The 13,566-nt window shown below is 64.4% G+C and carries 9 protein-coding genes and 1 pseudogene; 7 read left to right on the forward strand and 3 right to left on the reverse strand.

Annotated elements, in window-relative coordinates; genetic code table 11:
- From EOA23_RS23595 to EOA23_RS23610, 4 genes and pseudogenes are all read left to right on the forward strand, one after another.
- Positions 1-348 (forward strand): annotated as a pseudogene (locus tag EOA23_RS23595) (valine--tRNA ligase); the annotation flags it as partial.
- 467 nt (positions 349-815) lie between these two features.
- Positions 816-2,057, forward strand: a complete 1,242-nt coding sequence (locus EOA23_RS23600) for an OmpP1/FadL family transporter (RefSeq protein ID WP_127305910.1) — start codon at positions 816-818, stop codon at positions 2,055-2,057.
- A 289-nt stretch (positions 2,058-2,346) separates the two neighbouring features.
- Positions 2,347-4,071, forward strand: a complete 1,725-nt coding sequence (gene ilvD, locus EOA23_RS23605) for a dihydroxy-acid dehydratase (RefSeq protein WP_127305911.1) — start codon at positions 2,347-2,349, stop codon at positions 4,069-4,071.
- Positions 4,058-4,885 (forward strand): tetratricopeptide repeat protein, encoded by an 828-nt coding sequence (locus tag EOA23_RS23610; RefSeq protein ID WP_127305912.1) that lies wholly within the window; start codon positions 4,058-4,060, stop codon positions 4,883-4,885. The genes ilvD and EOA23_RS23610 overlap by 14 nt, the downstream gene beginning before the upstream one ends.
- 174 nt (positions 4,886-5,059) lie before the next feature.
- On the opposite strand, the gene EOA23_RS23615 is transcribed toward EOA23_RS23610, so the two are convergent.
- The 3 genes from EOA23_RS23615 to erpA all read right to left on the reverse strand — a co-directional run bounded on the left by EOA23_RS23615 (position 5,060) and on the right by erpA (position 6,722).
- On the reverse strand, positions 5,060-5,353 hold the full coding sequence (locus EOA23_RS23615; RefSeq protein WP_127305913.1) for a hypothetical protein: 294 nt from the start codon (positions 5,351-5,353) through the stop codon (positions 5,060-5,062).
- Between the two features lie 65 nt (positions 5,354-5,418).
- The gene (gene xth / locus EOA23_RS23620; protein ID WP_126060393.1) at positions 5,419-6,213 is read right to left on the reverse strand and encodes an exodeoxyribonuclease III; all 795 of its coding nucleotides are present in this window, start codon (positions 6,211-6,213) and stop codon (positions 5,419-5,421) included.
- Positions 6,214-6,374: 161 nt separating this feature from the next.
- Positions 6,375-6,722: an iron-sulfur cluster insertion protein ErpA gene (erpA, locus tag EOA23_RS23625; RefSeq protein ID WP_127305914.1), complete on the reverse strand. Its 348-nt coding sequence runs from the start codon at positions 6,720-6,722 to the stop codon at positions 6,375-6,377.
- A 70-nt stretch (positions 6,723-6,792) separates the two neighbouring features.
- Between erpA and EOA23_RS23630 the strand changes: the two genes are divergently transcribed.
- The 3 genes from EOA23_RS23630 to EOA23_RS23640 all read left to right on the forward strand — a co-directional run bounded on the left by EOA23_RS23630 (position 6,793) and on the right by EOA23_RS23640 (position 13,426).
- A complete protein-coding gene (locus EOA23_RS23630) occupies positions 6,793-8,022 on the forward strand; it encodes a deoxyguanosinetriphosphate triphosphohydrolase (protein ID WP_127305915.1) in 1,230 nt (409 codons plus the stop codon).
- Positions 8,023-8,082: 60 nt separating this feature from the next.
- Positions 8,083-9,840, forward strand: a complete 1,758-nt coding sequence (gene argS / locus EOA23_RS23635; protein WP_127305916.1) for an arginine--tRNA ligase — start codon at positions 8,083-8,085, stop codon at positions 9,838-9,840.
- Positions 9,841-9,943: 103 nt separating this feature from the next.
- Entirely contained in the window at positions 9,944-13,426 is a 3,483-nt protein-coding gene (locus tag EOA23_RS23640; protein ID WP_127305917.1) for an SPOR domain-containing protein, read from the forward strand.
- Positions 13,427-13,566: the final 140 nt, after the last annotated feature.

Below are 13,566 nucleotides of genomic sequence, written 5' to 3' on the forward strand. Positions count from 1 at the left end.
CGGCTGCAGCGTCACGCCCAGGCGATCAAGCGGCTGGCGCGCGTCGGCGATATCGCCTTGGTCGACGCGCCGCCAAAGGGCTCGGCCCAGATCGTGCTCAACGAGGCGACGATAAGCCTGCCGCTCGGCAGCCTGATCGACCTCCAGGCCGAGGCCGCGCGGCTGCAGAAGGAACTGGCCAAGGTGACCGAGGAGATCGCCCGCCTGCACAAGAAGCTTTCCAACGAAAAGTTCGTCGCCAACGCGCCGGAAGAGGTGGTCGAGGCAGAGCGCGAGAAACTCGCCGAATATCGCGAGGCGCAGGAGAAGCTATCGGTGGCTTTGACAAGGGTTCGCGACGCCGGCTGAGCGGCAAGAATCGCCCTCGCTGCGGAGGTGCTTTCCGGTACGTTAAAGCATGTCTCCCGAAAGTGGGAACCGGTTTCGGGATAAAGACATGCGTAAAACCAAAGACCTAAAGCGCATGGAGCGAATCTGAAAGATCGCGACGCGCTTTAGCTGCCTCGAAAATGGGCGTGCCGCTACGTTAATTTTGACGTAAACGGAAAGTTTGCGCCCCATTGTTGCCATAATGTAACAATGGGGGCCTGTCGGCCTCAAAATCGGCTGTTTTTGCCCTGTTTTGGGTCTTTTCTTCGCAGTTCTTCTGCCATTTGATCGCGGTTGGCGCGATTTAGGCACCAATTGCGGCGCCTCTCACTATGGCGAAAATGCGTGCTGTCAAGGTGTACATGTACAGCTCTTGAAAACGTTGTTGCGTCGTTAACCCGAATTGGTTCTAGCTTGAGCCACTTGTATTTCGGGGAGGGATTTCCATGGATATTCTGCGGCTCAAAGCTCTGGCGGGGGCAGGCTGCTTTTCGATCGCGTTGATCGGCGCCGCGATGCATCCCGCGCATGCCGGCGGTCTGGAGCGCGGCGGCTACGACATCGATCTGCTGTTCGATCCGGCGCCTGTCGCAACGGAAGCCGAAGCGACCTATGTGATGCCGGATCGCAAGTACAAGAATGCACTTGGTCCTGGCGGGGCTCCCCTGGGCCCGGGCTTTAGTTCTACGGCAGACGGAGCGGAGCCTTACTGGGTTCCGCGCATCGGCGTCAAAGCCCAGGTCGTCCAGGGTGTAGACTGCATGTTCGACTACTCGCAGCCTTGGGGCGCACATACCGCGCCTGGTAGTAACTGGAACGGCGCGGTTTCGAACATTGAAACCGACATCAAGAGCGACAATTACGCGGCGACCTGTTCGTATAAGTTTGACGCGGGCAAAGGCCAGCTTCGGTTCCTGGGCGGTGTATTCTATCAGAAGGTCTACGGCTTCAAGGAAGGCTTAACAGACATCGGCTTTGGCCCCATGGTCGGGCGTGTCGATCTTGACAGCAGCGGTTGGGGGTGGCGTGCGGGTATTGCGTATGAAATCCCGGACATCGCATTGCGCGCCAGCCTTGTTTACAATTCGCAGGTGAAGCTCGACAACATTTCTGGCACGTTGGACATCGGTGGCGTCGTCTCCACCCCGATCTACGCTCCAACCCAATCCATGCCGGACACGGTCGAGTTCAAGCTGCAGTCGGGCATCGCGCCCGGCTGGCTCGCTTTTGGCTCGGTCAAATGGGTGAATTGGAGCGTTCTGCAGATTGTTCCGATTTGTACCGAACAGTCGAAGGCGCTCGGTGCCGCCTGTAACAGCGGAGTGGCGAACCCGGCTGTCAGACCGACTTCGCTCGACCTCATGTATCGGGACGGCTGGACCGTTTCCGGCGGCATCGGCCACAAGTTCAACGATCAATGGAGTGCCGCTGGCCAGCTTACTTGGGATCGCGGCACCTCGCATGGCTATGGTGTCCAAACCGACACTTGGACGCTCGGCGGCGGCGTTGCCTACACGCCTCGGCCAAACATCGAGTTTCGCTTGGCCGGGGCCATCGGAGTTATGACCAGCGGCCATTCCGGAACGCTTACCGACGAGAATGGTTTTATCGCGGGCGAAGACGCTACCTATGACGTTGGCAACGATCTGGTCACAGCGATTTCGGGTGGCCTCAAGATCAAGTTCTAAGCCTCTGAAAATTCACCGAAAAGGCCGGGCAATGCCCGGCCTTTTTGTTGTGTGGCCGACCGTCCAGCCTGAACTCTCGGCCCGATATTCCAGATTCGCTGCCCAGCCGGCGCCCGATGCGATTGTGTCGTTTCGGCAACACTTTCTGAACAACCCCTCCTGTAGAAGTCCGACAGAGGGAACTGCCCATTTCCCGCCATAAACCCGGAGCACCCGAGATATGTCCCGGGATGCGTGCCAGGTTGGCGCGGCGAGGGGACCGGCCGCGGGGTGTGCGGCAAGGACGAGTATGGACGCCAGGGTAATCTCGAAGGCCAAGCTGCCCAGCCGCTACGTGACCGAAGGTCCGGCGCGGGCGCCACATCGTTCCTACCTATATGCCATGGGCCTGTCGGCGACCGAGATCGCGCAGCCTTTGGTCGGCGTCGCGAGCTGCTGGAATGAAGCTGCGCCCTGCAACATTTCGCTGATGCGCCAGGCGCAGGTGGTCAAGAAGGGCGTGGCGGCCGCCAACGGCACGCCGCGCGAGTTCTGCACCATCACCGTCACCGACGGCATCGCCATGGGCCACCAAGGCATGAAGTCGTCGCTGGTGTCGCGCGAGGTGATCGCCGATTCGGTCGAGCTCACCATGCGCGGCCATTGCTATGACGCCCTTGTCGGGCTTGCCGGCTGCGACAAGTCGCTGCCCGGCATGATGATGGCGATGGTGCGCCTCAACGTGCCCTCGATCTTCATCTATGGCGGCTCGATCCTGCCCGGCAGCTATCGCGGCCGGCAGATCACCGTGCAGGATGTGTTCGAGGCGGTCGGCCAGCATTCGGTGGGCACGATCAGCGATGCCGAACTGCTCGAGATCGAGCAGGTGGCCTGTCCTTCGGCCGGTTCCTGCGGCGCTCAGTTCACCGCCAACACCATGGCCACCGTCGCCGAGGCGATCGGCTTGGCACTGCCTTATTCCTGCGGCGCGCCGGCGCCCTACGAGATGCGCGACCGCTTCAATTTCGCCTCGGGCGAAAAGGTCATGGAACTGATCGCGAAAAACATCCGGCCGCGCGACATCGTCACGCGCAAGGCGCTGGAGAATGCCGCGACGGTGGTGTCCGCCACCGGCGGCTCGACCAATGCGGCGCTGCATTTGCCGGCGATCGCGCATGAGGCCGGCATCAAGTTCGACCTCTTCGACGTGGCCGCGATCTTCGAGAAGACCCCCTATATCGCCGACCTCAAGCCGGGCGGCAAATATGTCGCCAAGGATATGTTCGAGGCCGGCGGCATTCCGCTGCTGATGAAGACGCTGCTCGATCACGGCTATCTGCACGGCGACTGCATGACGGTCACTGGCCGCACTTTGGCCGAAAATATGGAGCACGTTGCCTGGAATGAGAGCCAGGATGTTGTGCGTCCCGCCAATCGGCCGATCACCAAGACAGGCGGCGTTGTGGGCTTGAAGGGCAACCTTGCCCCCGAAGGTGCGATCGTGAAGGTCGCGGGCATGTCGGAACTGAAATTCTCAGGGCCGGCGCGCTGCTTCGATTCGGAAGAGGAGTGCTTCGAAGCGGTCACGCAGCGCAACTACCGGGAGGGTGAGGTTCTCGTCATCCGCTATGAGGGCCCGCGCGGCGGTCCGGGCATGCGCGAGATGCTGTCGACGACGGCTGCGCTCTACGGCCAGGGCATGGGCGGCAAGGTGGCGCTGATCACCGACGGACGCTTCTCGGGCGCCACGCGCGGCTTCTGCATCGGCCATGTCGGGCCGGAGGCGGCGGTCGGCGGACCGATCGGGCTGGTCAAGGATGGCGATGTGATCTCGATCGACGCCGTGAACGGCACGATCGAAGTGGCCCTGTCGGACGCCGAGCTGGCGGCCCGGGCAAAGAAATGGAAGCCGCGCAAGACCGACTACCAGTCCGGCGCGATCTGGAAATATGCGCAAACGGTGGGGTCGGCCCGCGACGGCGCGGTGACTCATCCGGGTGGGGCAGAAGAAACGCACTGCTATGCGGACATCTGAGGTGTTGAGGTCGTCTGTCTTTTCGGCACTGGTCGCGCTTCCGACCTTGGGCGCCGTCGGGCAGGCCATGGCCTTCGACGACAAGGTGTTCGACGACAAGACCGGCGTGAAGCCGCAGTCGAGCCCGTGGGCGGTGTTCCAGTTCGGCTTCTCGGCCTACAAGAGCGGTCACAAGGACCAGGCGGTCGAGGCCTATAAATACGCCGCCGAGAACGGCCAGATCGGCGCCACCTGGAAGCTCGCGCGCATGTATGCCGAAGGTGACGGCGTGACGCGCGACGACTATGCCGCCTTCAAGTTCTTCTCGGAAATCGTCGACCAGGATGTCGAGCCCGGCTCGCCGGAGGAAAGCTACGTCTCGGACGCGCTGGTGGCGCTCGGCGACTATCTGCGCAAGGGCATTCCCGGCACGCCGGTCGAGGAGAACGAAGTCGCGGCGCAGGAATATTATATGCGCGCCGCCGCCAACTACCGCAATCCGAACGCCCAGTTCGAGATCGGCCGGATGTTCCTGAAGGGCGAGGGCGGCGTGAAGGCGAGCGTCAAGCAGGCCGGCCGCTGGCTGCAGCTGGCAGCCGAGAAGGGCCACGCCGGCGCGCAGGCGACGCTCGGCAACCTCCTGTTCCAGAGCGGCAAGATCGTGCGCGGCCTGGCGATGATGACGGCGGCGCTTCAGCGGGCTCCGGCAGCCGACCAGCCCTGGATCCGCAGCATGCAGGAAGAGGCATTCGCCGCGGCCGGCGAGGCCGATCGCCGGACCGCGATCTCGCTCGCCGACGATATCCTGACCAAGGGCAACAACGGCGATCAGTAAGCGCAGGGTAATCTCCCCCCTTGAGGGGAGATGGCCGGTAGGCCAGAGGGGGTCATTTCGCGTGAAGCGCCAACCTCGTCTGGCATCGCAAAGGGCGTTGGCGCTTCACGCGCGGCGACCCCCTCTGTCGCCTTCGGCGACATCTCCCCCTCAAGGGGGGAGATCAGCGGAGCCTCAGTTCTCGGTCGGCTCCGTCGGCGTCGGACCGGGCGTCGGGGTTGAGATCGATGTGGGATGCGGTTTTGGCGCGTCTCCCGGACATTCGTCCTTGATCCTGGTCCAGGACGTGTTGTTGAGGACCATGTCGCAGCGGGCGAGATGGCTTTCGCCGGCAATGGTCAGGCATGCCGTCTGACCGACATTGAAGGACTTGCCGTTGGCCAAACAGGCCGGTGCAGCCAGCGAGGGCGTCGGGGCGGCAAGCGCCAAGGCAAGGCCGACCGGCCTGAAAAGAAATCGGATCGCCATTCAACCCCCACAGCAACCTGCATAGAAGACGGGATTTGTGGCGATATCGGGGTCTTGGCGGCGTCTCAGGCCGGCTGCAGGCTGAGCTCGATCGCGACCGGCACGTGATCGGAGGGCTTCTCCCAGGCGCGGACGTGCTTTTCCACCGAGGCCGACGAGAAACGGTTGGCGGCTTCCGGCGACAGCAGCAGGTGGTCGATGCGGATGCCGTTGTTCTTCTGCCAGGCGCCGGCCTGGTAGTCCCAGAAGGTGTAGACGCCGGCCGAGTCGGTCACCGAGCGCACCGCCTCGGTGAAGCCGAGATTCTTCAGCCGGCGGAAGGCCTGCCTCGTCTGCGGCTGGAACAGCGCATCGCCCAGCCAGTTTTCCGGGAACCGGGCATCGGCGGGTTCGGGAATGACGTTATAGTCGCCGGCCAGCACCAGCGCTTCCTCCAGCCGCAGCCGTTCTTCCGCCCAGCGCTCCAGCCGCGCCATCCAGGCAAGCTTGTAGGAAAACTTCCGTTCATCCTCGACCGGATTGCCGTTGGGCAAATAAAGCGAGGCGACGCGCAGGGCGCCCTGGTCGGTGGAAAAGACACCTTCGATGAAGCGCGCATGGTCGTCCGCATCATCGCCAGGCAGGCCGCGATTGACCTCGTCGAAGGGCAGCTTCGACAGGATGGCGACGCCGTTGAAGCTCTTCTGGCCGTTGGTCTCGACATTGTAGCCCAGCGCCTCGATCTCGGCGCGCGGGAACTGCTCGTCGACCGTCTTGATCTCCTGCAGGCAGACGATGTCCGGCGCGCTTTCGGTCAGCCAATGGGTGAGGTTGCCGATGCGGGCGCGAACGCCGTTGATGTTCCAAGTGACGATCTTCATGCAGGCCTCGATGCTGTTCGGACGGAAGGCGTTCGACGAAGCGGATCGTATTGCCTGCGCGGACCTTTAGAAAGGCCGTCCGGCCGCATTCCTGCCAAAGCCAGGGGACAGGCACGCGCTAGCCGGCTCGCACCGGTCATAGGCTTGCGAAGTCCGGTCGATCAGATGGAGAAGCTGGTGCCGCAGCCGCAGGAGGCGACCGCGTTCGGGTTCCTGATCTGGAAGGACTGGCCCATCAGGTCGTCGACGAAGTCGATCACCGAGCCGCCCATATAGACCAGCGAAAGGTCGTCGATCAGGATCGTCGCGCCATCCTTCTCGATGGCGACATCGTCATCATTGCGGTCGCCGACGAGGTCGAATCTATAGGAAAAGCCGGAGCAGCCGCCGCCCTCGACGGAGACGCGCAGAGCCGTCTTGCCCGGTTCGCCGGAAACAATCCTGGCGATCCGCTTTGCCGCGGCGTCGGTCATTTCGACCTTCATGGCAGTCTTGGCATCCGCGCCCATCGGCGTCACCTTGCTTTCGGTTTCACATGATAGGTATGAAGCGGGCAGGCCTGAGTCAACTGGTGGGTCAATGGAAGAGCAGCGGGGCAAGGATGCCCTCGGCGACATCGGGTTCGGCTATCGGCCGCGCGCCGTCTATGCGAGCGACCCGGCGGGTTCGCGCGGGCGTCTGTTCCCGGAGGCCGAAAGCCCGACGCGCACGCCGTTCCAGCGCGACCGCGACCGCATCATCCATTCCACCGCCTTTCGCCGGCTGAAGCACAAGACGCAGGTCTTCGTCGCGCATGAGGGCGACCATTACCGGACCCGGCTGACGCATTCGATCGAGGTGGCGCAGATCGCGCGCGCCCTGGCGCGGGCGCTGCGCGGCGACGAGGATCTCGCCGAGGCCGTGGCGCTTGTCCATGATTTCGGCCACACGCCGTTCGGCCATACCGGCGAGGACGCGCTCAACGAGAAAATGGCCGCCTGGGGCGGCTTCGATCACAACGCGCAGTCGCTGCGCGTGGTCACAAGGCTCGAGCGGCGCTACGCCGAATTCGACGGGCTGAACCTCACCTGGGAAACGCTGGAGGGGCTGGTCAAGCACAATGGCCCGTTGACCGATGCGAGCGGGAAGGGACTCAAAGGTCCGGTGCCGCAGGCGATCCGCGATTATTCGGAGCTGCACGACCTTGAGCTCGACCGCTTCGCCGGCATCGAGGCGCAATGCGCGGCGATCGCCGACGATATCGCCTACAACACCCATGACATAGACGACGGCCTGCGCGCCGGCCTGCTGACGCTGGAGATGTTGGGGGAGGTCGGCTTGCCGGGCTCCATCCTGAAGGGCGTGCGTGCGAAATATCCTCGGCTGGACAATGTGCGTACCGGCCACGAGCTGATGCGCCGTCAGATCACATTGATGGTTGAGGATGTCATCGCATCGACCACCGCCAATATCGAGCGTCTGAAACCGGACAGCGCCGATGCGGTGCGCGCCGCGGGCGAGACCCTGGTGACCTTTTCGGCCGGCATGGCCGTGGCCGAGAAGGAATTGAAGGCTTTCCTCTACAAGCATCTCTACCGGCACCCGGAAGTGATGCGGGTGCGGGCCGACGCGGAACAGATCGTGCGCGAGCTGTTCGACGTCTATTTCGCCGATCCGCGCGCCATGCCCGATGGCTGGCGCGAGGGGCTCGACCGGGCCGAGGATCGCATCAAGGCGCGCAGCGTCGCCGACTTCCTGGCCGGCATGACCGACACCTATGCCTTGAAGGAACATCGGCGTCTGTTTGACCATACGCCCGATTTGAGCTAGGGCGAGCCTCGATTTGCCGGCCGTTGGGCCGGTCGCCTCTTAAAGCCCAGAGCACTTCCAATGAATATCTTCGCCGATTTCAACGCGCGGATCGTAAACGCCGTCGAAGCCCTTGACCTGAAGGACAAGGAGGGGGGCACGCTCGACCTGTCGCGTATCGCGGTCGAGCCGCCGCGCGACGCCAGCCATGGCGACCTCGCAACCAACGCGGCGATGGTGCTGGCGAAGCCCACTGGACAGAACCCGCGCGCGCTTGCCGAAAAACTCGCCGAAGCGCTGCGGGGCGACGCCGATATTGCCTCGGCCGAGATCGCCGGGCCTGGCTTCGTCAATCTCAGGCTCAAGGACGCGTTCTGGCACGCGCATCTAGCGGCGCTGCTTGGCGAGGGGCGCAATTACGGCCGCTCGACCATCGGCGGCGGCCGCAAGGCCAATGTCGAATATGTCTCGGCCAACCCGACCGGCCCGATGCATGTCGGCCATTGCCGCGGCGCTGTGGTCGGCGACACGCTCGCCAATCTGATGGCCTTCGCCGGCTACGACGTGACCAAGGAATATGTCATCAACGACGCCGGCTCCCAGATCGACGTGCTCGGCCGCTCGGCGTTCCTGCGCTACCGCGAGGCGCTTGGCGAAGCCATCGGCGAGATTCCGCCCGGGCTTTATCCGGGCGACTACCTGATCCCCGTCGGCCAGGCGCTGGCCGAGGAATTCGGCCTCGGCCTGCTGGAGATGCCCGAAGACGAGGCCCTGGCGATCGTCAAGGATCGCACCGTCGACGCGATGATGGCGATGATCCGCGAGGATCTGGCGCTGCTCAACGTGCATCACGACGTGTTCTTCTCCGAGCGCACGCTGCATGCCGACAACGCCAAGAAGATCCGCGCGGCGATCGCCGACCTGACGCTCAAGGGGCATATCTACAAGGGCAAGCTGCCGCCGCCGAAGGGCGAGAAGCCCGATGACTGGGAAGACCGCGAGCAGACGCTGTTCCGTTCGACCGCGGTCGGCGACGACATGGACCGGGCGCTGGTCAAGTCCGACGGCTCGTTCACCTATTTCGCCGCCGACGTCGCCTATCTCAAGGACAAGGTCGAGCGCGGCTTCGTCGACCTGATCTATGTGCTCGGCGCCGACCATGGCGGCTATGTGAAGCGGCTCGAGGCGCTGGCGCGGGCGGTGGCCGGCGATACGGTCAAGCTCACCGTGCTGCTTTGCCAGCTCGTCAAACTGTTCCGCGACGGCGAGCCGGTCCGGATGTCGAAGCGGTCCGGCGATTTCGTCACCTTGCGCGATGTCGTGGAGGAGGTCGGCCGCGACCCGATCCGCTTCATGATGCTTTACCGCAAGAACGACGCGCCGCTCGATTTCGACTTCGCCAAGGTCACGGAGCAGTCGAAGGACAATCCGGTGTTCTATGTGCAGTACGCTTCGGCTCGCTGCCATTCCGTCTTCAGGCAGGCGAGCGAGCAGCTCGGCGAGGCGAATTTCGACCGCAACCGGCTCGCGGCTTCCGTCGCTGCGCTGGCCGACGAGGGCGAGATCGCGTTGATCCGCAAGCTGGCTGAATATCCAAGATTAATCGAGTCCGCGGCGCTTTCGCTGGAGCCGCACCGGCTCGCTTTCTACCTTTATGACCTGGCTTCAGGCTTCCATGCACAGTGGAATCGCGGCCACGACAATCAGGACTTACGTTTTGTTAAGGTTAACGACCGAGAATCAACCTATGCCAGACTAGGGCTGGTGCAGGCTGTTTCGGATGTCTTGACCTCCGGCCTGACGCTGATCGGGGCAGACGCGCCCACGGAAATGCGTTAGGTTTAACTAAAAAACCTGTCACCTTTTGCCCACATTGCGCTGGTAAGGGCCAACCCTGCGCGACGTCCATGGCGTCCGACTTTGTGCGAGTTCGGGAACAATAATGGCAGACAGAACCCCGCTGAAAGTAGCCGACCACAACGATATCGCCGACGATGATCCGTTCGCGGAACTGACCCGGATCATGGGTTTCGACCCGCGCCAGCCGGTAAGACAGCCGGCCCCCGCGGCCGAGAAGGCCATGCCGGCTCATAACGTTGCGGAGGCTGACGATTTCGACATCGACCTCGAGAAGGAGTTGATGGGCGAGTTCGATTCCGTCGAGGAAAGCGCGCCGGTCGCTCAGCAGGCTGCCATCCACCAGATCAGCCATGAGCCGGCCTTCGAGGCTGCAAGTGCTGGCGCGAATGATGACGAGCTCACCGCGTCCTTCGAGCAGGATTTCGTCTTTGACGACGCGGCTGATCACGCCCACTTCGCCGTGGCGCGCGCACCGGAGCCGCAGTTCGCTCCAGAACCGCACTTCGCCGCGGAGCCGGAAGTCGCGCCAGAGGGGCATTTCGCATCTGAGCGTTTCGAGCCAGAGCAGCAGGCCGCCCCAGAGCCGGAGGTCGCTTTCGACGATGATTTCGACAAGGCCGTCGCCAGTTCGCTCGATATCGCGCCGGTCGAAGATGACCTTTCGATCGACCATGAAATGGCGGCCTCGCTGGACCAGGATTTCCAGCTCGACCATCACGAGCTGGCCGACGCCCGTCAGGATGCCGTCGAAGCCATGCAGGCCGTGAGCGAAGAGGCTTTCGACGCCGATTTCGACAGCGCGGTCCACATGTCGCTTGAAGACGAGCTGTCGTTTGAAAGCCATGAGCCCGAGCAGAATGCGCGGGCCGTCGAGCCGGCCGAAGCTCATGCAGCCGCCCCGCTGATCTCCGAAGATGATTTCGCCGGCCATTTCGACCAGACGCCGGGCGATGACATCAATCTCGGCCAGGATCAGGATTTTCAGGAGCCGGAGCTGTCGCTCGCCGACGAGCCGGCGCCGATGGTCGAGGCGGAGGCCGCCCGCTTTGCCGCTGAGCCGGGATCCGCCGCGCCCGAACCTTCCGCCGCGCTGACCCTCGACGACGATTTCGAGCTGAGCTTCCGCGACGCGCTGAACGAAGAGCCGCAAGCTCCGGCCGTCGAGCCCGCCGCCGTATTGCAGCCGGCAGAGCCGGCTCCGGTCGTCGCTGCTCCAGTCGCACCAGTTGCTGCTGCTCTGGTCCCTCCGGTCGCGGCAGTGGAACCGGCAAAGCCGGCCGCCAGCGAGCGCAGCCTGGAGGACGAGCTCAACGCGCTGCTCGGCGCCATGACCGCACGGCCGATGCCCACGGTCAAGGAGCCTGCTCCCGCGCCACGGCTGGTTGCGGAATCCGCGAGCCACGCCGGTGGGATCACGACGGCTGACGATCTCGACTGGGATCTCGACGAGCACCAGCCGGCGCAGAACGGGCAGGACGCTCAGCCGGTCGAGAGCGACCTGGACGACCTGCTCGCCAACGAGCTCGACCGCCAGGATTTTGCAGCCTCGGCCAAGGCCGAGCCCTCCAGCGCCGGACCTTCGGCGGCCGAACAGGACATTGATTTCGACGACGACGCCTTCGGCGCCGCTTTCGCCAAAAGTGTCGAGGCCGAGCAGGCGGCGGCCGCCAGCGCGAGGTCTCCGGCAAATTCGTCCGATTGGATGCATCCGACACCGGTCGAGCAGACAAGGTCGTGGAGCCGTTCGACCCCGACCGCCGTTCCGCCGGTGCAAGCCTCGTTTGCGGCACAGCCGGCCCCAGCGGCGCCGGTGCAGGTGGCAGCGCCTTCAGCGCCGCTGCAGATGACCGCGCCTGCTTACCGCAACGAGCCGGCACCGGATTCTTCCGCCTATGCCAAACCGGCGCGGGCCCCGATGGCTGCGCCGCAGCCCCGCCAACATGACGAGGTGCCGGACGTCGAGACGGTCGATGTGCCGGAGCGCGTGGTCGCGCTCGCCGACGACCTCGACATTCCGGAGCTCAGCTTCGAGGAGGATCAGCCGGCCGCCGCTGCTTATGACGATCTGGACGCGGAATTCGCGAGCCTGCTCACCGACATGAACGCGACGGAGATCGCGTCGGCGCCCGTGCAGAACCGTGGCTATGACGACGAAAGCTACAGCGCGGGCTTCAACGGCTATGACCGTCGCGACTTGCGGGCCGAGGCTCCGGCGGCTCCGGCCGCTCAGGCTTCCTTCGCTGCCGCGAAGGACTACGACGCTGACGATCTGCCCGGCAGCCGGCCGGTCTCACAGGCGGACGAATTCGCTACCGACGAGCTCGATTACGATCCTGAGCTTGAAGAGGCGATGGCGATCCCCGGGCTTGCCGAGCGCGAGGCGGCGCAGCCGCGCCGTCGCGGCATGATGATCGCGGGGCTGGTCGGAGCCGTGGTGGTTCTCGGCGGCCTTGGCGCGCTGGCCTTCTCGTTTGGAGGCAAGGGCGGCAGCGAGGCTCCGGTGATCGTCAAGGCCGACAATTCGCCGATCAAGGTGAAGCCCGAAAATCCGGGTGGCGCGGTGGTGCCGAACCAGGACAACAAGGTTTATGACGCGGTCGCCAAGGGCGGCGGCGCGGCAAAGCCTGCTGAGCCGGTGCAGCAGAAGCTGGTGAACACCACCGAACAGCCCGTGGACCTGGCCTCGAAGGAACCGCCGCCGAGCCGCGTGGTCGATCTTTCGCCCACCGACGACGACGCCGCGGCCGGCGCTGGTGCCGCCGGCAATACAAGCTCGGCGTTGCCCGGCGTCGAACAAGCCGCTGTGCCCGAAAGCGCCCAGCCTGCCGCACCGGCAAGCGCGCAGCCGGCCGCGCCGGCGCCGAAGTCGGAAGACCGCATCGCGCAGGTGCTGCAGCAGGATGCCGCCAACACTGCCAACAACAACGATGTCGTCGCCGTCGCGCCGCGCAAGGTGAAGACCATGATGGTCAAGCCTGACGGCTCGCTGGTGCCGCGCGAGGATCCGGCTCCGGCCGCGCCGAAGGTCGCGGCGGCCGAGCCGAGCGATCCGGCGCCGCAGCATGTCGCGCCGGCCTCCGACGGCCAGCAGACGGGAACGGTGGCTTCAGATGCGAGCCAGGCCGATACGGGTCAGGCCGATGCGGCGACCGTGAAGCCGGCGAAGCCCACGAAGAAGGCTGAAGCCAAGGCGCAGTCGGCCGACACACCGGCGGTGGTGCCGGTGGCGCCGGCGCGTCCGTCCGACCAGCCGGTCGATATCGTCGGCGAGGTCAAGCCGGACCAGGTCGCTTCCATCGATCCGGCGGCGGCAGCCGGCGGCGGCTCGTGGTCGATGCAGATCGCCTCGCAGCCGACGGTGCAAAGCGCGCAGTCCACTTATCAGGATCTGCAGCGCCGCTATGGCAGCGTGCTCTCCGGTCGCACCGCCAACATCGTCAAGGCCGAGGTCGCGGGCAAGGGCACCTTCTACCGCGTCCGCGTCCCGGCCCAGTCGCGCAACGATGCGATCAATCTTTGCACGAGCTACAAGGCGGCCGGCGGCAACTGCTTCGTGTCGCGCTGATCCGTCCCAACACACCGAAAGCCGGCGCCGCCGAAAGGGCCGCGCCGGCTTTTCGTTGTGGACGGTTGTGGGCTTTGGCCAGTCCAACGGCAGGGGTGATTCCCTTTGCTCGCTCAAAGCCTTAAGCTTCGGTGTATGAG

The sequence above is a fragment of the Mesorhizobium sp. M2A.F.Ca.ET.042.01.1.1 genome, from assembly GCF_003997405.1.
Taxonomy (GTDB): Bacteria; Pseudomonadota; Alphaproteobacteria; order Rhizobiales; family Rhizobiaceae; genus Mesorhizobium.